Source organism: Woeseia sp. D3-10 (assembly GCF_055809415.1).
On record NZ_JBVVTW010000007.1, the window covers coordinates 1,002,782 to 1,026,205 of the forward strand.

General features: G+C 57.2%; 21 protein-coding genes. 10 read left to right on the plus strand and 11 right to left on the minus strand.

Going from position 1 to position 23,424, the window contains the following annotated elements; genetic code table 11:
- The first annotated feature begins 341 nt into the window (after positions 1 to 341).
- From AC0L8N_RS05275 to AC0L8N_RS05285, 3 genes are all read left to right on the plus strand, one after another.
- Positions 342 to 995 carry a protein-L-isoaspartate O-methyltransferase family protein gene (locus AC0L8N_RS05275; protein ID WP_473666519.1) on the plus strand — a complete coding sequence of 218 codons (654 nt, stop codon included), beginning with the start codon at positions 342 to 344 and terminating at the stop codon, positions 993 to 995.
- 48 nt (positions 996 to 1,043) lie between these two features.
- Complete coding sequence (locus AC0L8N_RS05280) at positions 1,044 to 1,424, plus strand: rhodanese-like domain-containing protein (RefSeq protein ID WP_473666520.1); 381 nt, start codon at positions 1,044 to 1,046, stop codon at positions 1,422 to 1,424.
- Positions 1,425 to 1,526: 102 nt separating this feature from the next.
- Positions 1,527 to 2,963, plus strand: a complete 1,437-nt coding sequence (locus tag AC0L8N_RS05285) for a TolC family outer membrane protein (RefSeq protein ID WP_473666521.1) — start codon at positions 1,527 to 1,529, stop codon at positions 2,961 to 2,963.
- Here the strand turns inward: AC0L8N_RS05285 and waaA are convergent.
- The 4 genes from waaA to AC0L8N_RS05305 all read right to left on the minus strand — a co-directional run bounded on the left by waaA (position 2,960) and on the right by AC0L8N_RS05305 (position 8,729).
- Positions 2,960 to 4,240, minus strand: a complete 1,281-nt coding sequence (gene waaA / locus AC0L8N_RS05290) for a lipid IV(A) 3-deoxy-D-manno-octulosonic acid transferase (RefSeq protein WP_473666522.1) — start codon at positions 4,238 to 4,240, stop codon at positions 2,960 to 2,962. The two genes, AC0L8N_RS05285 and waaA, sit on opposite strands and share 4 nt — an antisense overlap.
- 62 nt (positions 4,241 to 4,302) lie before the next feature.
- On the minus strand, positions 4,303 to 5,721 hold the full coding sequence (gene hldE / locus AC0L8N_RS05295) for a bifunctional D-glycero-beta-D-manno-heptose-7-phosphate kinase/D-glycero-beta-D-manno-heptose 1-phosphate adenylyltransferase HldE (protein WP_473666523.1): 1,419 nt from the start codon (positions 5,719 to 5,721) through the stop codon (positions 4,303 to 4,305).
- Positions 5,722 to 5,772: 51 nt separating this feature from the next.
- Positions 5,773 to 6,489 carry a TSCPD domain-containing protein gene (locus tag AC0L8N_RS05300; RefSeq protein ID WP_473666524.1) on the minus strand — a complete coding sequence of 239 codons (717 nt, stop codon included), beginning with the start codon at positions 6,487 to 6,489 and terminating at the stop codon, positions 5,773 to 5,775.
- A 92-nt stretch (positions 6,490 to 6,581) separates the two neighbouring features.
- Entirely contained in the window at positions 6,582 to 8,729 is a 2,148-nt protein-coding gene (locus AC0L8N_RS05305) for an adenosylcobalamin-dependent ribonucleoside-diphosphate reductase (RefSeq protein ID WP_473666525.1), read from the minus strand.
- Positions 8,730 to 9,496: 767 nt separating this feature from the next.
- Here AC0L8N_RS05305 and AC0L8N_RS05310 point away from each other — a divergent pair.
- From AC0L8N_RS05310 to AC0L8N_RS05320, 3 genes are all read left to right on the plus strand, one after another.
- A complete protein-coding gene (locus AC0L8N_RS05310; protein ID WP_473666526.1) occupies positions 9,497 to 9,775 on the plus strand; it encodes a hypothetical protein in 279 nt (92 codons plus the stop codon).
- The gene (locus tag AC0L8N_RS05315) at positions 9,772 to 11,115 is read left to right on the plus strand and encodes a DegQ family serine endoprotease (protein WP_473666527.1); all 1,344 of its coding nucleotides are present in this window, start codon (positions 9,772 to 9,774) and stop codon (positions 11,113 to 11,115) included. The genes AC0L8N_RS05310 and AC0L8N_RS05315 overlap by 4 nt, the downstream gene beginning before the upstream one ends.
- A gap of 129 nt (positions 11,116 to 11,244) precedes the next feature.
- Positions 11,245 to 13,209 carry a transglycosylase SLT domain-containing protein gene (locus tag AC0L8N_RS05320; RefSeq protein ID WP_473666528.1) on the plus strand — a complete coding sequence of 655 codons (1,965 nt, stop codon included), beginning with the start codon at positions 11,245 to 11,247 and terminating at the stop codon, positions 13,207 to 13,209.
- A 16-nt stretch (positions 13,210 to 13,225) separates the two neighbouring features.
- Here AC0L8N_RS05320 and AC0L8N_RS05325 read toward each other — a convergent pair whose 3' ends face one another.
- Both AC0L8N_RS05325 and AC0L8N_RS05330 read right to left on the minus strand, forming a co-directional pair.
- Complete coding sequence (locus AC0L8N_RS05325; protein ID WP_473666530.1) at positions 13,226 to 14,293, minus strand: aminopeptidase; 1,068 nt, start codon at positions 14,291 to 14,293, stop codon at positions 13,226 to 13,228.
- Positions 14,294 to 14,476: 183 nt separating this feature from the next.
- Positions 14,477 to 15,712: a serine hydrolase domain-containing protein gene (locus tag AC0L8N_RS05330; protein WP_473666531.1), complete on the minus strand. Its 1,236-nt coding sequence runs from the start codon at positions 15,710 to 15,712 to the stop codon at positions 14,477 to 14,479.
- Positions 15,713 to 16,405: 693 nt separating this feature from the next.
- Between AC0L8N_RS05330 and AC0L8N_RS05335 the strand changes: the two genes are divergently transcribed.
- Positions 16,406 to 17,647, plus strand: coding sequence for a multifunctional CCA addition/repair protein (locus AC0L8N_RS05335; RefSeq protein WP_473670051.1), 1,242 nt, complete (start codon positions 16,406 to 16,408; stop codon positions 17,645 to 17,647).
- 95 nt (positions 17,648 to 17,742) lie between these two features.
- Here the strand turns inward: AC0L8N_RS05335 and AC0L8N_RS05340 are convergent, their stop codons facing one another.
- A complete protein-coding gene (locus AC0L8N_RS05340) occupies positions 17,743 to 18,540 on the minus strand; it encodes an undecaprenyl-diphosphate phosphatase (protein WP_473666532.1) in 798 nt (265 codons plus the stop codon).
- Between the two features lie 46 nt (positions 18,541 to 18,586).
- Positions 18,587 to 19,777 (minus strand): class I SAM-dependent methyltransferase, encoded by a 1,191-nt coding sequence (locus AC0L8N_RS05345; protein ID WP_473666533.1) that lies wholly within the window; start codon positions 19,775 to 19,777, stop codon positions 18,587 to 18,589.
- Positions 19,778 to 19,837: 60 nt separating this feature from the next.
- Here AC0L8N_RS05345 and AC0L8N_RS05350 point away from each other — a divergent pair, with 60 nt between their 5' ends.
- Positions 19,838 to 20,593: a pteridine reductase gene (locus AC0L8N_RS05350; protein ID WP_473666534.1), complete on the plus strand. Its 756-nt coding sequence runs from the start codon at positions 19,838 to 19,840 to the stop codon at positions 20,591 to 20,593.
- Between the two features lies 1 nt (position 20,594).
- On the opposite strand, the gene folK is transcribed toward AC0L8N_RS05350, so the two are convergent.
- The 3 genes from folK to tsaD are packed head-to-tail and all read right to left on the minus strand — an operon-like array spanning position 20,595 to position 22,502.
- Complete coding sequence (gene folK, locus AC0L8N_RS05355; RefSeq protein ID WP_473666535.1) at positions 20,595 to 21,104, minus strand: 2-amino-4-hydroxy-6-hydroxymethyldihydropteridine diphosphokinase; 510 nt, start codon at positions 21,102 to 21,104, stop codon at positions 20,595 to 20,597.
- Between the two features lie 8 nt (positions 21,105 to 21,112).
- Entirely contained in the window at positions 21,113 to 21,472 is a 360-nt protein-coding gene (gene folB / locus AC0L8N_RS05360; protein ID WP_473666536.1) for a dihydroneopterin aldolase, read from the minus strand.
- 16 nt (positions 21,473 to 21,488) lie between these two features.
- Positions 21,489 to 22,502 carry a tRNA (adenosine(37)-N6)-threonylcarbamoyltransferase complex transferase subunit TsaD gene (tsaD, locus tag AC0L8N_RS05365; RefSeq protein WP_473666537.1) on the minus strand — a complete coding sequence of 338 codons (1,014 nt, stop codon included), beginning with the start codon at positions 22,500 to 22,502 and terminating at the stop codon, positions 21,489 to 21,491.
- Between the two features lie 161 nt (positions 22,503 to 22,663).
- Here tsaD and rpsU point away from each other — a divergent pair, with 161 nt between their 5' ends.
- Together rpsU and AC0L8N_RS05375 are read left to right on the plus strand one after the other, a co-directional pair.
- On the plus strand, positions 22,664 to 22,879 hold the full coding sequence (gene rpsU, locus AC0L8N_RS05370) for a 30S ribosomal protein S21 (RefSeq protein ID WP_068619441.1): 216 nt from the start codon (positions 22,664 to 22,666) through the stop codon (positions 22,877 to 22,879).
- Positions 22,880 to 22,946: 67 nt separating this feature from the next.
- Positions 22,947 to 23,393, plus strand: coding sequence for a GatB/YqeY domain-containing protein (locus tag AC0L8N_RS05375; RefSeq protein ID WP_473666538.1), 447 nt, complete (start codon positions 22,947 to 22,949; stop codon positions 23,391 to 23,393).
- Positions 23,394 to 23,424: the final 31 nt, after the last annotated feature.

Consider the following 23,424-nt stretch of genomic DNA (forward strand, 5'->3'; position numbering starts at 1 on the left):
CGTCAAAGGGTCTGGCGCGTTCATGAAGCTCCTGCCTGTTTCAGTATTTTTATTGTAATGGCAAAGCAAGGTGAGCGATCTCTTTCCTGACTTTCCGCGACAGGTACTGCAACCTGCGCATTTGTTATTATTGGTCGCTCGTGCTGAGTCGTGGTGGTCGGTTGTGCTGTCCGGTTTCAGGCGGACGGGTTGCTCGCACAAGCATAGCCCAGCTACGCCTGCGCACCGCAGCAATTCACCATAATTCGCAATCCGACCCGTGCGGCGGGCAACGCGCATGCCACCACTGGTGTGAACGGAACAAAATTAATTTTTTCAATACGTTAGGGAGCTTTGACAGGATGGATACACGCGCCGCGCAGCTGCAGATGGTCGAGCAACAAATTCGTACCTGGGACGTCCGCGCAGCAACTCTCCTGAATTTGCTGAGCGAGCTACCAAGGCATCGCTTCGTGCCACGTGAATTTGCAGATCTCGCATATGCCGATACGGAAATTCCGCTTGCTCACGGTGAATTGATGATGCGGCCAGCCGTCGAAGGGCGGCTATTGCAGGCGCTGGCAATCGGCTCTCAGGACAGGATTCTGGAGATCGGCACTGGCAGCGCTTATCTGACCGCCTGCATGGCCTGCCTCGGTGGCGAAGTGGTCAGCGTTGATTTGCAGGCTGACTTTGTTGAAAGTGCGAAGGCACTGCTGGCTGAGCTCGCGATTACGAACGTCTCTCTGCAACAACGCGATGCTGTCCAGCAAGGATTTCCCGAGGGTGAGTTCGACGCAATCGTCGTCACCGGGTCCCTGCCACGAATTGACCACGGCTGGCTCAAGAGTCTCAAAGCTGACGGCCGCTTGTTCGTCGTTACCGGCGAAGCACCGATCATGGAGGCAAAATTGGTCGTGCGCGACAAGAATGCAGAATGGGCCGAGAGTAGCCTGTTTGAGACCTGTTTACCCCGATTGCGGCACGTTGCCAAACCTTCCTCGTTTACTTTTTGAGTATGCTGATAATACTCATGAAACCGAATCTCTCGCAGCGGCATCATAATGACAGTGGCCGCAATTCACGGCACTGCTGATGGACGCAATAAAATAAGGAACCCTGCATTGTTTGATGAGCTAAGCCCAACCGAATTTCAGGAACGCCGTAATAGTGGCGAACTTTGGCAGCTCCTGGACGTCCGAGAATCGTGGGAGCTCGCCACAGCCAGCGTTCCCAATGCAATCAGCATCCCAATGGGGGACGTGGCCAATCGACTGGATGAGCTCGATCGCGAACAACCCGTTGCCGTACTGTGTCATTCTGGTGGTCGCAGCGCCCGAGTGGCCAGCCTGTTAGCCCAATCCGGCTTCAACCACGTCGCGAACATCAGCGGCGGTATTGATGCCTGGTCACTACAGCTGGACAGCCAGATCCCGCGCTATTGAACAACCTAAGAGCCGCAATTAACCCAGCTTGACTGATATGGTGATATAGTTGACTATAACACTTAGCTCCCCATCGGCAATCTAACCTGTGGACTGCAGTTTATGAAAAACTCTAATAAAATCCTGACTTTGCTCTCTATAGCCGGCGTCATAGCCAGCACCGGACCGGCACAGGCTGCCTCCCTGATGGAGGTCTACCAACAGGCACTGCAAAGCGATCCATTGATACACGAAGCGGAATCACGGCGCCTGGCGGCACTGGAAACCGTACCGCAGGCACGCAGCGCCTTGCTGCCGCAGCTGTCGGCGACCGGTTACTACGACAAATCGTCGAATTCAGGACGTACGATCATTCAGGACAGCACTGGTATCGGCGTGGCGAGCTCCGAATCGGCAACCGAGACCACCGGCTGGCAGCTCGATCTACGCCAAACTGTATTCCGCTGGGACCAGGTCGTGACGCTCAAGCAAGCCGGCAAACAGGTTGCGAAAGCCGAGGCGCAGCGCGAAGCGGCCCAGCAAGATCTCATCGTTCGGGTGTCGCAACGCTATTTCGATGTGCTTGCCGCTGAGGATCGTCTCACCTCTATACACGCGGACCGACTCGCCATTGCCCGGCAGCTCGAGCAAGCCAAACAACGTTTCGAAGTCGGCTTGATCGCCATTACCGATGTTCAGGAATCGCAGGCCGCGCACGATCAGTCAATTGCGTCAGAAATCGGCGCAAAACGCGAATTGGCTACTGCTCGCGAGCTGTTGCGCGAAATCACCGGCGAATACGTTCCGAAGCTGGACGCGCCGGGCGAAGATTTTCCGTTGCCCTCGCCAAACCCCGGCGATGAAGCGAGCTGGATCGACCTGGCAATGAACCAGAACCTGACACTGGTCTCCAGTCGGCTGGACGAACGTATCGCCCGCGACGAGATTGCATTCCGGCGAACCGGTCACTACCCGACCGTGGAACTGGTCGCCAACTACGGTGATTCGAACACCGACATCACCGATCAGATGCGCGACGGACTGGCGTTCCCCGATTTCGATACGAACAACCAGCAAGATTCCATCACCTTGCAGTTATCGGTGCCTCTGTTCTCAGGCGGTCGGACATCTTCCCGCGTGCGCGAAGCCGTGCACCTGCACCGCGCGTCGAGAGAACAATTGCAGCGAGTCGCGCGCGAGACGGAACGGGCCACCCGCGATGCCTACCTGGGCGTTCTGTCAGAGATAAGCCGGGTTCAGGCGCTCGAACAGGCAGTCGCATCCAGCAGGACAGCACTCGAAGCAACGCAGGCAGGTTTTGACGTCGGTACTCGAACGATTGTTGACGTATTGAATTCGCAGCGAGCGCTGTATTCCGCCATCACCAACTATTATCAAAGCCGTTACGTTTACGTCGGCAACGTACTGCGTCTCAAGCAAGCCGCGGGTACGTTGAAAGTCGAAGATCTGGAACAGGTTGATCGCTGGCTGCAAGAGCGCAAGCCACCCGAGGAAGCGGTTCCTGAGGAATACGGTCTCGGTGCAGCTGCCGAGAGTTAGGCCGCGCCCTGATCAGAATTGAGCAGCGGTTTTAGCAGCACCAGAAGCTTTCTTAATGAGCCGCGGTTGTTGGCTACAATCTCCATGCCTTTTGCGCCCTGCGCAAGCGCATGCTCGCGGTCGGCGAATAGGTTCGTGATTGCCGCACCCAGCTCACCAGCATCCTCAACAATAAGTGACGCACCGACTGCCGCAAACATGTTGGCAATTTCCTGAGTGTTGAACAGGTAGGGCCCGGTCACCACAGGCACACCCAGCGATGCGGGCTCCAGTAAATTGTGACCACCGACCGGAACGAGAGTACCGCCGACAAAGGCAACGTCGCTGGCCGCGTAGAAACGCGGCAGTTCGCCCATCGTATCGAGCAAAAAAATACTCGTATCGACCGAGCATTCCTGCCCGGACGTGCGTGTGACAAATGTCAGTTCACGCCGTTCGAGATAGCTCGCCACACCAGCGAAACGCTGCGGATGGCGTGGCACCAACACCAGCAGCGCCTCGGGATGCGCCTTGAGTACATCGAGGTGGGCGTCGACGACGGCTGATTCTTCACCGTCGTGAGTACTCGCAGCGATCCATACGGGGCGGTCTCGCCACATCGCCTGCCGCAATGCACGACCCCGCTCCGGCAGGCCATCGGGCATTTCAATATCAAACTTGATATTGCCAGTGACCCAGGTCCGTTCCGGACTGGCACCCAGCGAAAGAAAACGGTCGGCGTCAGCCTGGCTTTGAGCCGCAATCAGAATTCCATGGGACAACGTTTCGCGAAACAGGGGCAACAGGCGTCTGTACTTGCCCACCGAGTTTGGCGATATTCTGGCACTTACCAATATCAACGGAATTTTCCGCTTACCGCATGCCCGGTACAAATTGGGCCAGATCTCGGTCTCCATGATCAAGGTAAACGCGGGCTTCACTGCATTGAAAAAACGCGCCACCGCGTCCGGCGTTTCGAACGGGATATAACAGTGTTTGATTCGGTCGCCGAACAAACTTCGCGCATGTGCCGCGCCGGTTGGCGTTACTGTCGTCAACAATAACTGTCGATCCGGAAACTGCTCCCACAACGTCCGCACCAACGGCGCAGACGCTTGCACTTCGCCAACAGACACGGCGTGCAGCCAAACACTGCCCTGCTCCAGTTGCGGGTAGCCAAAACCGAATCGCTGGCCTACCCGATCCCAGTAGCTGCGATCAAAAAAACCGCGTACGACCCAGTAAAGCGCGTAGAACGGCAGGAGAAAATAGGACAGCAGGCAATATGCAACGTGCACCGGAGCGCGCCTCAGCCAGACTGTCCGGGACTGCGCCCGTCCAGCTCGCGGCAGATCACCGTTCAGTCCCCGAGTCGCTGAATGATTCTGCTGGAGGAATGCCCGTCACGAAATGACAGCACACGCACTTCACCGCCGGCGGCCAGTACGTCTTTTGCACCCGCAATTTCAGATGCTGTGTAGTCCCCGCCTTTTACCAAAACCTGCGGCCGAATAGCAGAAATCAACCGGGCTGGCGTGTCTTCTGAAAACGGCACTACCCAATCCACTGCTGCCAGACCTGCCAGTACGGCCATGCGATCAGGTAATGCGTTGATCGGTCGTGACTCGCCTTTCAGGCGGCGAACCGAGTCGTCGTCATTGACCGCCACGATCAGGCGGTCGCCCAGCGCTTTCGCCTCTTCGAGATAAGCAACGTGGCCTGCATGGAGGACATCAAAGCAACCGTTGGTCATGACGACCTGTTCATTGCGCTGGCGTGACTCCGACACCATCGACAAGAGTTCGGCTTCGGTAACCAGACCGCGACCGCCTTGTCCGCGTTGGTGCAATGCAACCTGCAGTTCAGAACGAGTAACCGAAGCCACACCGATTTTGCGAACAACCAAGCCAGCCGCCAGGTTCGCAAGACTGGCCGCGCTCGACAGTGCCGTGCCAGCAGCAACAGCGGCCGCCAACGTAGCGATAACCGTGTCGCCAGCACCGGTTACGTCGAAAACTTCGCGCGCCTGCGTGGACAGCAAGAACGGTTCTTCGCCACGCTCGATCAGCAGCATGCCCTTCTCGCTACGCGTGACCAGCAGGGCATCCAGTTCGAGATCGTCCACCATGGCAGTGGCACGCTCAATCAACTGTTCATCTGTTTCGCAGCGTCCCGCAACGGCTTCGAACTCCGATTGATTGGGGGTCAACAGAGTTGCGCCACGGTAGCGAACGAAGTCACTGCCCTTGGGGTCGATCATGACCGCGCAGCCTGCCGCCCGACAGACGGCGATCATCTGCTGGACATCCGCCAAAGTGCCCTTGCCGTAGTCCGACAAGACCACCACGCGCGACTGCGCCACTTTTGTCGATAACGACTTGAGTAGCCGCTCGCTGCCTGCAGCAAGTCTCTCTTCGCGGTCGAGTCGGATGAGCTGTTGACCGCGGCTTTGCACCCGGGTCTTGGTGATGGTCGGTTGACCGGGGACCCGAACAAAGTCGCATTCGATGCCGCGTGGCTGCAGCAGGCCCTCGAGGCAATTCGCATCATCATCGTCGCCAACAACGCCCAGCAACTGCGTGCGAACGCCCAGGCTCGACAGGTTGACCGCGACGTTGGCCGCGCCACCCGGACGCGCATCTTCGTCTTGTATGTGCACGACGGGCACCGGTGCTTCCGGCGATATCCGGCTGGTGCCACCGAACAGGTAGCGGTCCAGCATGACATCGCCAGCCACCAACACCTGGCCATCGCTAAAATCGGGAATAGTCAGAGTCATGCGGTGATAGTACTACAGCCTTGGTGGCTTACAGTTGCACTGCACGGCTGGCTAACCGCACTTACTATCGCCGCAGCTCAGGCAAGTCATACATCCGTCCATCATGACCAGCGCCACCGTGTTGCACTTCGAACAGAGCTGAGCGCCAGCCGGGTAATCGGTTTTCGCAAAAGCATCCTTCTGGCGGCTTGCTTCCTCGAACTCTGCGCGCTTCTCCTCAATCAGTTTTTGCTGGGCGGCATCGAGCTCCGGCGAGGCCAGCAAGCCAATCAGGATCAAGTGCTTCTCAACGATGTGTCCCAGTTCAGCAATGATAGACGGCATGAACTTGCCGCCTGGCTTCCAGTAGCCGCCGCGCGGATCAAATACCGCTTTCAGCTCGTCGACCAGGAATGTGACATCGCCGCCTTTGCGAAACACGGCCGACATGATTCGAGTCAGAGCGACAATCCACTGGTAATGATCCAGATTCTTGGAATTGATGAACATTTCGAACGGCCGGCGCTTCTCGTGCTCGGTGCCTTCATTGAGAATGATGTCGTTGATCGTCACGTACATTGCGTGATCCGAAACCGGCGTCTTCACCTTGTACGTCGAGCCGATGAGCATTTCCGGTCGTTCCAGCTTCTCATGCATCCGAATGACTTCGGCACGACCTTCTTCCGCGGGCACGCGAGTGACAGCAGGTTTGACTGCCTCTGCTTTCGGGTCCACCGGTTGCTTAACGGCGTAACCAACAATTTTCTTGTCTATGCGTACTTTACTCATCTCTGTATCGACCTTTTGCAGGCATCGTGGCAATACTCAATCACTCACAGTGCCATCAACTAAAAAACCACATTCCGACCAGCAGCTGCCAATCAGAACTTGCCGTAATAACCTTCTTTCAGCGCATCGAACAAATTCGCAGCGGTGTGCACTTCACCGTCGTACTCAATCTCTTCGTCGCCCTGCAAATCGACTTCCTTGCCGTCCTCAAGCGTAAAGGTGTACACGGTATTCTTCAGGTCACGTTCTTTCACCAGCACGCCCTGGAACGCTTCCGGATTAAACCGGAACGTCGTGCAGCCTTTGAGTCCCTGCTCATAGGCGTACATGTAAATATCTTTGAAATCCTCGTAGGGATAATCCGTTGGTACGTTCGCCGTCTTGGAAATGGACGAATCGATCCAGCTCTGTGCCGCCGCTTGTATATCCACGTGAGCCTTCGGCGTGATGTCTTCGGCCGTTATGAAGTAATCAGGCAGCGCTGTCTCGCTGTCTTCTGAATTTGGCGATGCCTTCTGGTTGACCAACGCACGGTAGGACAGCAATTCAAAGGACAAGACATCAACCTTCTCTTTGGTCTTCTTACCCTGACGAATAACGTTCCGGAAATAGTGGTGTGCAAAGCTTGGCTCGATACCATTGCTGGCGTTATTGGCCAGCGACAATGAAATTGTGCCGGTTGGCGCTATCGAGCTGTGGTGCGTAAAGCGTGCGCCGGTTTCAGCAAGCTGTTCAACCAGCTCGGGCGATTCCTTGGCAATGCGTTGCATGTAACGGCTGTACCGCGCATGTAAAACACGGCCAGGCACCTTATCGCCAACTTTCAGTCCGTCCCGCACCATTTCCGGGCGCTTGCTGAGCATCTCCTGAGTCACAGTGAACTCTTCACTCATGATCGGCGCCGGGCCTTTCTCTTTGGCCAATTCAAGCGCGGACTCCCAACCGGCGACAGCGAGTTGCTTGGATACTTCTTCCGTAAAGCTCACGGAATTTTCTTCGCCGTATTTCATGCGCAACATCGTGATGGTTGAGCCCAGCCCCAGAAAGCCCATGCCATGACGGCGCTTACGATTAATTTCGTCGCGCTGCCGGGCCAGTGGCAAGCCGTTAATCTCGACCACGTTATCCAGCATGCGAGTGAAGACTTTCACGACTTTGCGGAACTCGGTCCAGTCAAAGCGTGCTTTTTCGGTAAACGGATCCAGCACAAACTTGGTCAGATTCACTGAGCCAAGCAAACAGGACCCGTACGGTGGCAACGGTTGTTCTCCGCACGGGTTGGTTGCACGAATCGTTTCCGTGAACCAGTTGTTGTTCATCTCATTGACGCGATCGATCAGGACGAAACCTGGCTCGGCGAAGTCGTACGTAGATGCCATGATGACATCCCATACGCGACGCGCTGGCATTGTGCGGTAGATCTTGCAGGCGACGAGGCCATCAGCATTGCGCACGTAATTCTGCGGCTCTGGCCATTCACGCCACACGAACTGGGAGTCATCGTTGACGTCCAGACCATCCTGATCCATTTCCTTGCGGGTCACCGGGAACGCCAGCTTCCACTCGATATCGGCCTTGACTGCCTGCATGAACTCGTCAGTGATCAGCAGCGACAGATTGAACTGCCGCAACCGACCGTCCTCGCGCTTGGCAAGGATAAAGTCCATGACATCCGGATGACCGACATCGAATGTGCCCATTTGCGCACCACGCCGACCACCGGCCGACGATACGGTGAAACACATCTTGTCGTAGATATCCATGAACGACAGCGGACCGGACGTATAGGCACCCGCCCCCGACACGTACGCGCCTTTGGGCCGCAGCGTCGAAAACTCGTAACCAATGCCGCAACCTGCCTTAAGTGTCAGACCCGCCTCATGGACCTTGTTCAGGATGTTGTCCATGGAATCGGCAACCGTACCGGACACGGTGCAGTTGATGGTCGAGGTCGCCGGCTTGTGCTCTCTGGCACCGGCATTTGAGGTGATTCGACCCGCCGGAATAGCGCCGCTGCGCAGCGCCCAGAGAAACTGTTCGAAGCACTCTTCGCGCAGCGGCTCGGCTTCAACGTCAGCCAGAGCACGAGCTACGCGTACGTAAGTGTCATCAATGGTGTGGTCGATCGGTGCGCCGTCTTTTGCCGTCAGGCGGTACTTCGCCTGCCAAATGTCGAGCGATGCGGGCTGAAACTCAATGTCAGCAACGGTTTCAGCGTTCAAATTCACAGCGGACTTCATGTGGTCCTCAACTCCCTATTCCTTTAGAGGGCCCGGCTCGGATCAGCTGCAACGCCCAAATTTCAGCGAATAGCTCCCCGCTCACCAGCTGCCCCAACAAACCGATGAGTGCCAAAATGGCGTCTGATCTACAGTGTCTGCGACACAAGATGTTGTGTCTGTCAGGGCACAAGATTATGCCCGCAAGGGTTGCCTGTCAAGACCCGAGAGGATATCGATCTACAAGCTTTAATTGTTATTTTTCATTATGTTATCGACAATACGGTCGAAATCGCATTAGAAAAATGCAATTTAATTGGCCTGCAGCACGGAATCGAACGTCCACAATATCTAGTGGCATTAAGTGAAATCAATAATTTCACTACTGGACGCGAATTCTCGGCAAAAACCAGCGCTTGAAAAGCCCCTGTCAGCCCGCATCTAGCTCATCGAACACTGCGGCTCAAACCGCACTGCACGGGCTGCTGCCCGTCCGCGGCACCGATCACGAGGATCAATAATGTCCAATCTGCGCAGCAAGACGTGCCGGAGTGTCGCAGCCAAGTGGTTAGCGGGGTTCGACATTCGGGAGCGCAATTTCGCTTACAACGTGTCAGCGGGCATCCATGCCGTCGATCCAGCCGGACGAAGAATCCGCACCGTAGCGAACCCGCCGACGAGCAGTGATGAGCCTGCGCGGACACGGCCGCAGTACGGCCGCGCAATATCGGAGCCGACTTCGGGAGAACACTCTGGCGCCCGACTACGGTTCCGCCAGTGGACATACGATGACACACGATGAACACAATTCACCGGCCATTGAACTCCATAAGAGCGGGCACAACAGGCAGCCCGCATCAAGGTTTCTGCCAACTGACGCGACGAACTGGCACCATGTCGCATCTGCATTGATTGGACGTACTCCTGTTGACACCCCGCGCAAGCAATTTATCAGTGAAGACTGGAACTTTATTACCGCCAACGCGGTCCGCCGTTACGCGGGGGCGCAATCATTGTTAAGTTTCGAAAACCAACATACAAAGCAACAAAGGAATTACCGCCGATGATTAAGACTACTCGCATTTTCTGCGTCGCTATCTGTCTGCTGGCAGTTACAGCAGCCAATGCCGCACTGCCGGACCGGATAGGCAATCAGCCGATGCCGAGCCTGGCGCCATTGGTTGAGCGTACGTCGCCGGCGGTCGTCAACATTCGCGTTAGCCAGACTGTTCAATCCGGCTCACAGTACAGCGATGAAATGTTTCGGCGCTTTTTCGGGATTCCCGACACGCCGAACGGCTCGCGTGAAGTCGCGAGCGCCGGGTCGGGCGTAATCGTCGACGCCGAAAACGGCTACATCCTGACGAACCACCATGTCGTGGACGGCGCAGACCGAATACAGATATCGCTGTACGACGACAAGACTCTGGATGCCGAAGTTGTCGGCTCCGATGCAGCAACGGATATCGCCGTTATCAAGGTCGACTCCGACGATCTGATTGACATCCCTATTGGCGACTCCAGTAACGTCCGGGTCGGCGATTTCGTAATTGCCATCGGCAACCCCTTCGGCCTCAGCCATACAGTGACGTCCGGCATCGTCAGCGCACTCGGCCGCACAGGTATCAGTCGTAACGGCTACGAAGACTTCATACAAACCGACGCTTCGATCAATCCCGGCAATTCGGGCGGCGCGCTCGTCAACATGAACGGTGAACTGGTTGGCATTAATTCGGCCATCATCAGCCGCTCAGGCGGCAATGTCGGCATCGGCTTCGCGGTACCGACGGAAATTGCGCAGTCGATCATGCGCCAACTCATAGACTTCGGCGAAGTCCGTCGCGGATTGCTTGGCGTCACGATCCAGACGATCGATGAAGAAGGGGCGAAAGCACTCGGAGCCGAGGTCGAACGCGGCGCGCTGATCTCGGAAATTACCTCTGGATCGGCTGCCGAAGATGCGGGCCTGAAGGTCGATGACATCATTGTGCGCGTAAACGACAAGAAAATTGGCGACAGCCGCGAGCTGGCCAATGCCATCGGCTTGAAGGGCTCCGGCGACAAAGTCGAGATTGAATACGTTCGCGACGGCAGGCGCAGAACAGTGAACGCAACACTGGGCGAGGCTCGCGCACAAGTAAGTGCCGGTACGGACATCCACCCGGGCCTGCAAGGTGCTGAATTTTCGGCGAACGCGACATCTGCTGGTGAAGGTATAGAGGTCAGTTCAGTTGAAGCCGACTCGCCTGCGGCACAGCGCGGCCTGCGCGCTGGCGACATCATCACTGCAGTCAACCGGCAGCGCGTACAGAACATGTCGCAGTTACGCCAGATCGCGGAGAATAATCGCATTCTGTTCCTGCTGGTTCGTCGCGGTGATCGCACGTTGATGCTGCAAATCCGCTGAAGCAACAAGTCTAAGCAACGCCTGAAGCCCGGCCTTGTGCCGGGCTTTTTTTATTTGCCGCCATCTTGCTGCAACCGCTGGAGCTGAGTATGGTCCAAGCTTCTTTCCAAACCTCTCCCAGCACCCGCCATGCACGAACCCCTGCCAGGACTGACGACTCGATTTGCATGCGTACTTTGCCTGCTGTGGAGCAGCGTTGCATGTGCGACAACCGAGCTGGACGCTCAGCGGGAAGCCTTTCGTGAACGCTATGCCGAGGCCGAACTCGGCATCTGGCAACTGAGCGAACGAGACACCGCGTTGCTCTCGGACTATGTGCTCTGGCCGGACCTGCGTGCCGCCTACTTGCGGGCCACTTTGCGCAACGCGGACGACGCGACGATCCGCAACTTCCTCCAGACTTACGGCATGCTGAAGCCGGCCCGGGAACTGCGGTACCAATACGCCTTGCACCTGGCGCGCAGCAATCAACAGTCCGAGTTTCTGGCCTTGTACCGTCAGTACTACGCCGACCTTGGCGTCGCCCGACTGGACTGCATGGCGCTTGCGGCGGAGCTGCCAACCGCAAGCCCGGCCGCCATTTTGCCGCGCGCACGAACCCTGTGGCTGGTTGGCAAGAACCAGGTTAGCGAGTGCGACCCGGTATTTCAGGCACTGCAAAAGTCCGGCCTGCTCGACGAAACGCTGTATGCAGAACGCTATGCGCTGGCGATCAAGAACCGGCAGTTGCCGATCGCTCGCTACCTGTCCCGCTCCTTGTCTGCCGAGCAGCAACTGGATGCGCGGCGCTGGACTGAAGTCTACGGCTCACCGGCGCGCTTTCTCGACAACGCAGAGCCATCACTGGACAGTGTCAACTATCGACAGAAGCTGCGTGCAGCGATCGAGCAGATTTCGTATAACGAGCCACAAACCGCGTTCGATTTCTGGAACAGCCTGTCCGGAACATTTGACTTCGATGATGATGATCGCGCCGCGCTGGAACGCCACACCGTACTTTGGCTCGCACGCTACCATCAGGCAAATGCTTACCCAGAGCTGATCAAACTGGCTGGCGCTGCGGTCGACGACGAAGTCCGCCACTGGCGAATACGCACTGCATTGCGTGAACGCCAATGGCGTAATGCCCTGCAGCATCTGGATGAATTGTCTGATGCAGACCGGGCCAGCGAACAATGGCAATTCTGGCTGGCCGTAACACGCCAGCAGCTGGGTGACCCATCGGCTCGCGCGCTGTTCGCAACGCTATCCGGCGAACGCAGTTACTACGGCTTTCTCGCCGCCGACGCCATCGACGCTGAATACAACTTCTCTCATGCCGACCTGCAACCGGACGAGGCAATACTGGAAGAATTGGCGCAGCAAACTGAATTCGTTCGCGCTCGTGAATTATTCATGAACGGACTGGACGGTCGCGGCCGCTCGGAATGGGACGCTGCCGTTCGAACTCTGGACGCAAACGAACAGGTACAAGCGGCAATTTTGGCGCATCGCTGGGGCTGGCATTCGCGAGCCATCGCCACAGCGGCGAATAACGGCCGCTACGACGACCTCAGCATCCGCTACCCGCTCCCCTACGCTGAAACGTTCACGGAGCACGCTGTGGCTGCGAATATTCGCCCGAGCTGGGCGTTCGGTGTGGCTCGCAGCGAGAGCTTGTTCATGCGCGATATTCGATCGCCCGCCGGCGCCATTGGCGTTATGCAGTTGATGCCGTCCACTGGCAAGCTTACAGCCCGTGAAATCAACCACCCCTACGACGGCAATATTACGCTCACCGACCCTGGCAGCAATATTCGACTGGGCACCTGGTACCTTGGCCGTATGCAATCGCGATTTTTCGACAATCCGGTGCTGGCCACGGCGGCCTACAATGCCGGCCCTTTGCGGGTCGATGCCTGGTTGCCACAGAACGCCGCATTGAATGCGAGTATCTGGATTGAAACAATTCCGTACTCAGAAACCCGTAATTACGTGCGCAAAGTGCTGACGGCAGACACGATTTTCAACTGGCGCCTCAACGGCAAAATTGAACGATTATCGGCGCGCATGCCGGACGTGCAGCCGGCCGGTCACGGGCTGGCGGCTAATTAGGCGAACACCCAAGCTGTCACGAAGCGGGCCTTTCTTCGCGCTGCTGGCCTAGCACAGCCAGCGCTTCCCGCCGCTCTTCGTACGGCAGCTCTGCCAATTCATCGACGCGATGATAAAAGCACTGCCAGTCATCAGCGCATGCCGCGAACGCAGCTCGAAACGCCGGTACGAAATCGCTGTACATGGCGAACGCGGCCAGTCGCGCGTTATTCAACTCACCACGTATACCGTTGGCTTCCTCACCACGACGTGTGTTCACGTCGGTTAGCAACTGGCTCAGCACTTGCTGTTTACGAGTACGTTTTTGTTCGGGGTCCAACGTGGAATCGTAGACGGTCTGCAGTTTGTCGCGTGCGCCACCGAACAGTGCCATCACGTCTGCATTAAGACGTTCGTGCGCTAGCCACTTCTGCGCTAACTCAGTACTGCCGCGCTTTGCATGCCAGCGCTGCACGCCGAGTTCGGCCACCGCTGAAGCGAACGATTCATTGAACGCCGTATCGTCCTTGATATACATCTGCTGATGGGCCAGCTCATGGAAAAGCAACGCCACCAGGTCGGTATCACCGCGCGTCATCATGGTGTTCAGTAACGGGTCATCGAACTTGCCGAGTGTTGAATAGGCGGGAACGCCGCCAACGAAAACGTCGTAGCCATCGGCTTTGAGTTTTGCCGCAAGCTTGTCCGCACTTTCACGCGAGAAGTAGCCACGATAACCAAGACAGCCAACAACAACGTAACACCAGGTCTTTGGCTGCAGAGAAAACTCCGGCGCGGCAACGACATTCCAAAGCACGTAGTCGCGTTCGAGATCCGCGTAGCCACGGTAGCTATCGTTATCCGGTAGCAGCAATGAATCACTGGCGAAATCCCGCGCCTCCTGCAAGAGCTGCAACCTGCTCGCCAATTCCGGCGCCGTGGCCGGATCGCGGATAACATCCTGCACAGGCCGCTCCTTGCGCCACATCTCGAGTTGTCCGCGCGTTGCCTGCACGTAATAGCACCCTTGCTGCATAGTCAGCAGCAACACAACACAGGCCGAGATCAGGTAACGTTTGCCTGGCAGATACATGGGGTTTAACACCGAGAATCCTTCTGAATACACCTCACTCTAGAGGTGGTGGAAGCGTAAGAATATGGCCGCGCGGGTTCGATTGTAGTCCGTATCGCTGTCGCGACAGCAGCCTGGTAACTGGTGAAAACAATCCGGGGACTCCCGGGCATTATTTTCCGCCAGCCTTGCGCCGCAACCAGGAGGTTTGGCAGCCTATTCCAGCTTCAACACTGCCGCTGGCAATACGACGGTCCGGAAGACCTGACTGGCTTTCCAGAACTCCGCGACGGGGTCCCAACCCTGGAACACAGCAATGACATCGTATTCCGGGAACATCATGATCCGCTGCCCCCCGAGTCCGTTGCCCTCGAAAACGAGTGCACGCCCGTTTTCCTGCTCAGGTATCCACCATTGATAGCCGTAACCATACGGGTTAGCGCTCGCCCCGGCTGAAGAATCCGGAACCTGGGGAGAAATGGAACGACGTATCCAATCTTCTGAAATGACGCGCTTGCCGTCCCACAGACCATCTCGCAAATACAGGTAACCCAGTCGAGCCATGTCGTGGGCCGAAAGGTAAAGCCCACCTTCTGTATCTGCCTCGTCATCGGGCGAAATTTTCCAATAAAACTCGTCGATACCGATTGGGCCGAAGAGCTTTTCTCGCGCCCACGCGTCGACACGCTTGCCGGTCGCTACACTCAGGATTTTGCCGAGGAGTACGCTCGCGCCGTCATTGTATTTGAAGACTGTTCCAGGCTCCGCGTACATCGGCTGGTCAAGAATGAACTGAATCCACGTCTCGGAGTTTTCAAGCGCGTAAGTGCTGTCCGTTTCAGAACCGAATCCACCCTCATCATCCCATGCGATACCGGTTCGCATGGTTAGAAGATCGTTGATCGTTATCCGTTCTTTGCGTGGGTCGGATGTATCAATTTCGTAGTCGTCAAAGAACGGTAGAATCGGCGCGTCGGTTCCTTCGATGAAGCCTTCGTCAACCGCGATCCCGAATGCAGCGGAATTGATGCTCTTCGTTACTGACTGAATGGTATGCAAATCCGTTCCGCGGTAGTACGGGTGCAGATCGGCATCGTCGAAATTGTAGGTCGGATTGCTGAAGTTAGGCGTTAGTCGGTCATCGGGAGCAAGGGTCGCAGCGAGTGCCGCATAGTCCCGCTCGATCCGTTTTTCAGCGACGATACGACCGTGTCGAATGAGCAGAAAATGATCAACGCGACCGTACTTTTCGGCGACCAGGTCGTCAATGAAACGATTGACCGGCTCCGGATTGAAACCTTCAGCCTCAAGGCTGGAATGTTCCCACTCTTCACGCGGCCATGAAACACCCGAAACTAACTCGGAGGCGTTGGCAGAGCTGGCCTCGTCGTTTTGGGGCGAGCTGCACGCCACCGTCAATGCCGCAAAAGCGCTGGCAGTCAACAACGTCACTATTTTAGAAGCGCATTTCGATAGGCGTGCTGTCATTTTTTTATCGACTCATTGAGTCGCCTCGTCTTGGACCCGCTCAGTCATCGGCACGGCAATCTCTATCCGCGTCGGCCACATCCCCAAGCGCGGGCATCCCCGCTTCTGCGAACTCAAGTCAGTCTTCGTTAATTGGACGACTGCGTCAAGCTCCTGAACTTCCTGTTTATGCCCATGGGAATGCACTCTCTCGGGTCGCGTTTTCGGGATGTGCGAGCTGCAGAATCAGGATCACATGCAGTGCGGTTCGGTACAGAACAAAAAAAAACAAAACCAGCGACTCATTCAACACAACAAAAGGCGAGCGTATACCCTTGGGCCTCACCGCCCGAATCCAGGCTGGTGCAAAATCTCAGGTGGGCCACGCTTCAGAACATGGGCTCTACACAATAGTGGCTGTGGCCGGCCCTGGAGTTTCGGCGTTTTCAACAACAGAAAGGCGAGACAGGAGTCAGCGCCTGCCGTGCATCGCTTTCATTTCACCGTCGCACTCTTTCGGCTGATTGAGGCAGGAAGCACGTTACCTCTGTAGTGTATTCTGTTGTCTTGTTTCAGCGTACGCTGGCTCACTCAGGCCTCCGCTGCTCTGGTCAGCTCGAGCGAGTGGCGCTTGAAGTGACCGCACAGTTTGAATTGGAAGAAATAGTGGAAAACACCCTGGAAATTTACCTTGTTGGCGGCGCTGTGCGAGATGAACAACTCGGCTTGCCCGTTGGCGAGCGCGACTGGTGTGTGGTCGGCGCAACGCCTGAGCAAATGGTAGAACTGGGGTACCGGCCTGTCGGCAAGGACTTTCCAGTCTTTCTACACCCGCAAAGTGGTGAAGAATACGCTCTGGCACGTACCGAACGGAAAACAGCACGCGGCTATCACGGCTTTCAATTCAACACCTCCGCCGAAGTTACCTTGGTCGATGACCTGCAACGCCGCGACCTGACCATCAATGCCATTGCGAAAGACGACGACGGCAATCTGGTTGACCCCTGCAACGGACTGGCCGACATTAAAGCCAGACGGCTGCGGCACGTGTCCGACGCCTTTCGTGAAGACCCAGTCCGCATATTGCGCGCCGCAAAATTTGCGGCGCGCTTCGCGCAATTTGATTTCGTGGTCGCCGACGAAACGATGGCACTCATGCGGGCAATGGTCGAAGACGGTGAAGCTGCCGCATTGGAGCCCAGCCGGGTCTGGAAAGAAACTGAAAGCGCATTGCGTGGTCCTGCGCCTGACGTCTTTTTCCGTGTGTTGCGCGATTGTGGCGCGCTCGCTGTGGTGTATCCCGAGCTTGATAGCCTGTTCGGCATTCCGCAGCCGGCCAAGTGGCATCCGGAAATTGACTGCGGTGTGCACACCTTAATGGTTCTTGCCCAGTCGGCAATGCTGAGCGACGAACTGCCTGTTCGGTTTGCCGCTTTGGTTCACGATCTCGGAAAAGCCACGACACCAGCGGACATGCTGCCGAAACATATCGGTCACGAGAAGCGCGGCGTCAACATTATTCGCAAACTCTGCAAGCGCGTCCCCGTGCCCTCGGCGGCGCGTGACCTCGCTCTCGTGGTTGCGCAGTATCACGCCCATTGTCATCGTGCATTCGAACTGAAGCCGGCGACCTTGCTAAAGGTGATTGAAGCATGCGACGCATTCCGACGACCGGAACGGTTCGCCCAGTTTTTGCTTGCCTGCGAAGCTGATGCGCGCGGTCGAACCGGCTTTGAAGATACTCCTTACCCGCAGGCAGATTGGTTCCGCGGTGCGTATGCCGCGGCCGCAAGCATATCTGCGCAGGAGCTGGTCGCGGCAGGCCTTACCGGCGCTGAAATTGGCAAGGGCATGAGCGCTGCCAGGTTGCGAGCCGTTGCCGATTACAAGTCCGCCAACCTTCGCCCAACCGAAGACTAAGCGTAGCCAGCAACAAAGCTTCACCGACCCCGCGCATATCAGCCAGCCATAGCGCGAATCCGGCTCGGCCGCAGCCTGCCATTAGGGCGCGGCAATCAAAGCAGGACGTAGAGGATCAAGCCCGCCAACAACAGTCGATAAATGGCGAATGGCAACAGACCAATCTTGCTGACGAAACGCATGAAGAACTCAATACTCAGGTAGGCGACGATCGCCGACACCAATGCGCCCAGCGCCAGCTCGCGCCATGCGATGGCTGTGCCATCAAGAATCAATGACAGAATCTTGTAGCCACCGGCCAGCAGTATGACCGGCGCTGAAAGTAGAAACGAAAAGCGTGCGGCATCTTGACGACTGAACCCAAGCACCCGCCCGGCAGTAATCGTAATACCAGACCGTGAGGTGCCGGGTACCAATGCCATCGCCTGCGCCAGGCCAATGATCAGCGCATCTTTCAGAGTAACGTCCCTGATCGTGCGCTCGCGACGTCCCAGGTAATCTGCCAGCGCCATCAACACACCGAACAGCGACAAGGTGACGACCACCACGGCAGGCTCACGCAGGTTCGCCTCGATCCAGTCCGCGAACGCCAGTCCGGCGAGCGCTGCAGGCACAGTACCGATAGCTATTGCGAGCGCCATCCGCGAATCGTAGCTCTTGTGATCGCCGCGCAAGACTCCGAAACCGCCACGAATCAGCCCAGCGATATCCGCGCGAAAGTAAATGCATACCGCTGCCAGAGAACCCATGTGCACAGCAACGTCGAACATGAGGCCCTGATCTTCCCACTGTGCAAATGCGGGCACGAGCACCAGATGACCGGAACTCGATATCGGCAAGAATTCGGTAAGCCCCTGGAAGATCGCGAGGACGATGATATGCAGAGTAGTCAAACGAATATCCTTATTCTGATGTTGCGCACTGTGCTACACCTGATCGTCACAATACGTGGCGACGATCAGCGACGGCTATGGCAGGCGGGACGCCAGCACTGCCCTTGGACAGCGCCAGGCATTTGAAGTGTTCGCCCATTTCGCCAGGCAGCGTAAGCAATTTCACCGCACGCGACAATTCGTATTGCTGGATTTGATCGAGCTGATCAAAGTCGGCCATCTCGTCCGCCAAACCACCGTGCAACAAGAACTGACTCTGTGTCACGTAGCTACCGACCGTCATGCCCGCATTGTCCGCGGCCTCGGCTATCGCCGTAAAGTCGACCCATGCTGTCAGGTCCTGAATACCCGGGTACAACAACGGGTCGTCATGTGCGTGATGCCGGAAATAGCAACGTAACCAGCCATTGTCGCGATCTAGTGCATAGTATTCGTGGCGGGCAATGCCGTAATCGAAAAGAAAAACAACCGCGTCCTGCAGGCAATTGGCGATATCCCCGATCCAGCCCTGCAAACCGGGCGAGATTTCAGACTGATAACCCACTGGCAACTCGTTGCCAAGGTCTTTTTCAATTGCGCGGACCCCGGCCGTCAACCACGAAGGCGCCGCAGCAATCTGCCAGACGAAACCCGACTCATCCAGAGCGACCCGAAGCTGCGCGACCGCGTTTTCCACTTTGACAAAACGTTCGACCGGCAGCGCATCGGCGACCTCATTGGCGATGACCACTCCGCGAAAGTCAACGGGTAATTGCTGCAACCATTCGACACGCTCAAGCATTGATGGCAGCTGCTCGCGAATCAGCGCTTGTTGCCGTTCACGCAAGTCGGCTGAAACATCAAGTATCTGATAACGCTCGGGCAGGCAATCCAACGATTGAAGTTTCTGCAAAATCTGTACCGCAAGGGCACCGCTGCCAGCACCGAGTTCCAGTATTCGACCGCCCGGAACGCGGCTTAGCACTTCAGCGCATTGCGTTGCCAGAACCCTGCCGAACAATGGCGACACTTCCGGTGCTGTAACGAAATCACCATCCGCACCAAACTTCCGCGTGCCCGCTACGTAATAGCCCAGGCCCGGCGCGTACAGTGCGTGCTGCATGAACTCGCCGAAACTGATGCTGCCGCCGGCAGCTTCGATGGCGCGAACCAGGCTCGCGGATACTCGCTCGCTGTGCTGCAAACTGTCCGGGTGCGGCGCGGGCAAGGTGTGAATGGGGGTGCGTTGCGGTTGCATAGCGGCGAATGGTATCCAACAATGGCGGCGTTTGTACTCTCTCGATCGGATTAAATCCAAGTGGCAAGATCAAACCACGAAATTCTGCACGGCAAGTGCGCGCTGATCACCGGCGCGTCGCGCCGTATTGGCGCCGGCATCACCCGGCACTTGCACTCGCTGGGCGCAGCCGTCGGTATTCATTGCCGCGGCTCGCTCGATGAGGCGAATACGCTGTGTGCAACCCTGAACAAAGATCGAGCCAACAGCGCACAGGTTTTTCAGGCTGATCTTAATGACACCGCCGGACTCGACGAACTGGTTGCCGAATTTGTGACGTGGGCGGGCGGCATGGATATCCTGATCAACAATGCATCCAGCTTCTACCCAACCCCGCTCGGTAAAATTACCGAGCCTGATTGGGACGACCTCGTTGGCAGCAACCTCAAGGCACCGCTGTTTTTGGTCCAAAGCGCAGCCAGCGCGCTGCGTTCCCGAAACGGCTGCATCGTCAACTTGATCGACATACACGCGCGCCGGCCGTTGCGCGACCACAGTGTCTACGGCGCGGCCAAAGCCGGGCTTGCCATGCTGACTCGATCCTTGGCCAAGGACCTCGCGCCCCATGTTCGGGTTAACGGCGTCGCGCCGGGCGCGATCATGTGGCCGGAAGACGGCATGAGCGATGACGCGAAAGCGTCCATTTTGCGGCAGATTCCGCTGGGCATGCCGGGCACGCCGGGCGATATCGCACAGTGCGTCGAGTACCTGGCTACCGCGCCGTACGTGACGGGTCAGATAATTGCCGTGGACGGTGGCCGCAGTATCGGCTGGTAGCTCAGGCCGCTGGCGGCACGTTGCTGAGCGTAAATTTCAGCTCAACCTTGTCGAGCCGATGCACCTCGCAATCTCGATCAGCCAGATGCTCAGCCATCGTCAATCCGGTAAGTGGGTGGCGCAAGTCCGGCGCGAACTCGGCCAGCGGCTTTAGAACGAACAGGTAGTCCAGCACATCTTCCCGCGGCAATGGCGGCGTGTCCTGGATGCGATCGCCGTACAACAAGAGATCGATATCCAGAGTTCGTGACACCAAACGATCACCACCGCGCACACGGCTCGCCAGTTCATGAATCTGCTCAAACGACCCAAGGAGTTGCTCTGGCGTCTGCTCGCAATCGAATGCCGCAACCATGTTCAGAAAGTCGTCACCCTCAAAGCCGACCGCGGGGTTCCGGTATACCGGTGAAACGGCAAGGTCGTGGTAACGAGCAGACAGCTCTCGGATAGCGAGTTGAAGGTTTTGCTCAGGTCGCAGATTGCTGCCGATGCCGACATAAACTCTGATCACAGCATCACTCAGTCTTCAGCCTGGCTACGGCGAACCTGAACACCAACATCACGAGCGCCGCGAATAGCACCCGGCTTGTTCACTCTGACCTGAACCCAGGGCACGGCGAATTCCTCAAGAATAAGGCCCGCGATTTTCTCTGCCATCGTCTCCACCAGCTGAAAGCTGGAATCGGAAACGAAGGTCTTGACCCGCTTCGCGACCAGTTTGTAATTGAGGGTGTCGTCGATGCAGTCACTGGCAGCAGCGGCGCGAATGTCGGCACCCATCTCAAGGTCAATACTGACCGTCTGCCGTATCTTTCGCTCCCAGTCCCAAATGCCGACCACTGTTTCGACCCGCAGATCGCTCAAGAAAATGGTATCCATAGCTACAACTGATCCTTCAGATCGCGCCGGGCGGCGATAGTGAGTCGAGGCGCCAACGCGCCATTGCCGCAATACTGCCGGGCAGGGCCGCGTCCTGTAAACGACAAGCGCCCGCCACCGCAATCATTGCTCCATTGTCGGTGCAGAATTCCAGCCGCGGGTAGAAGACCTGCCCAGTGAATCGTTCGGATAATTGCTCGCGCAAGCGACTGTTGGCGCCAACGCCGCCAGCAATAACGATGCGCTGGAAGCCCTGCTCTGTCGCCGCCCGGATAGTCTTACCTACCAGCGTGTCGACAACGGCCTCCTGAAACGACGCGGCAATATCAGCGCGTTGCTGCTCCAGTGATCCGTCGGCTTCCGCCTTCCGTACAGCCAGCATGACCGCCGTTTTCAGACCACTGAAACTAAAATCGTGGCCGGGCCGGTTCAACATCGGTCGCGGTAAACGAATGGCGTCCGGTCTACCGGAAACCGCCAGCCGCGCGAGCGCGGGCCCGCCGGGATACGGCAAGCCGAGCAGTTTTGCCGTCTTGTCGAACGCTTCTCCCGCCGCATCGTCCAGCGTCGTGCCGAGCACGGTGTATTCACCGATGCCGGCTACGCCGACCAGCATGGTATGGCCGCCAGACACCAGCAGCGCGAGAAAAGGGAATGGCGGAGGCTCTTCCTCCAGCATGGGCGCCAACAGGTGGCCTTCCATGTGATGGACGCTGATCACCGGGACTTGCCAGGCCAGCGCCAGCCCATTGGCGAGGCCACTGCCAACCATCAATGCTCCGACGAGACCCGGACCAGCTGTGTAGGCCACGGCGTCGGGACGCTCGATCCCGGCGTTGGCCAGCACATCCCTCACCAGTGGCAGCAAGCGGCGAATATGGTCGCGCGAGGCGATTTCGGGGACCACGCCGCCATAGACCGCATGCAGGTCTACCTGACTGTGCAATGATTGCGCCAGCAAGCCGCGCTCCGTATCAAAGACGGCAGCACCGGTCTCGTCGCAACTGGTTTCTATTCCGAGGACTAGCATAGGCGCCGCATCATACCCCAGCGCCCGGCGGGCACCAGCCTCAAGCCCATTCAAAAAGTGCTCGAAGACTTTGCAATGTGTCGATTCTGCCGATATTATGGCTGGTCTGCCCCGGCCCCGTGCCGGGTTTCTTTGTCTCCAAATACAGAATCGATAACCGTATGCCCAGTGTCCGCATCAAGGAAAACGAATACTTCGACGCCGCTTTGCGCCGCTTTAAGCGCGCCTGCGAGAAAGCCGGCGTTTTGACTGAACTGCGTCGCCGCGAGTTTTATGAAAAGCCGACTCAGGAGCGCAAGCGCAAGAAAGCTGCCGCTGTTAAACGCCACCTGAAGCGCATTTCTCGTGAAGCAGCCCGTCGCAAGCGCCTGTACTGAGCAACCCTCCTGACAGCAGAGCTCCGCATCATCGGGGGCCTGCTACCGACGCCGCCGTAGCGCTCTCATGACGCTCAAAGAACGCATCCAGAACGATATGAAACTTGCCATGAAGGCGGGTGACAAGCACCGCCTGAAAGTGGTGCGCATGATTCTGGCGGCAATCAAGCAGATTGAAATAGACCAGCGTATCGAGCTGGACGACCCGGCTGTCAACGGCGTGCTGATCAAAATGGTCAAGCAACGACGGGACTCGGTGACTCAGTTCACCGCGGGCGATCGTCAGGATCTGGCCGACATCGAAATCGCGGAAATCGCGGTACTCGAAGACTATATGCCGGAAGCCCTGAGTGAGGCAGAGCTCGACACCCTGATAGACAAGGCCATCGCCGACACCGGCGCAGAAGGTATGCGCGACATGGGCAAAGTCATGGCTATCGTTAAGGCTGAAGCCGAAGGCCGCGCCGACATGGGCAAAGTCAGCGGCCGAGTGAAAGCTCGTTTGACCGGCTGACCTTCAGCACCCCGCATTCAGGGGTGGCATG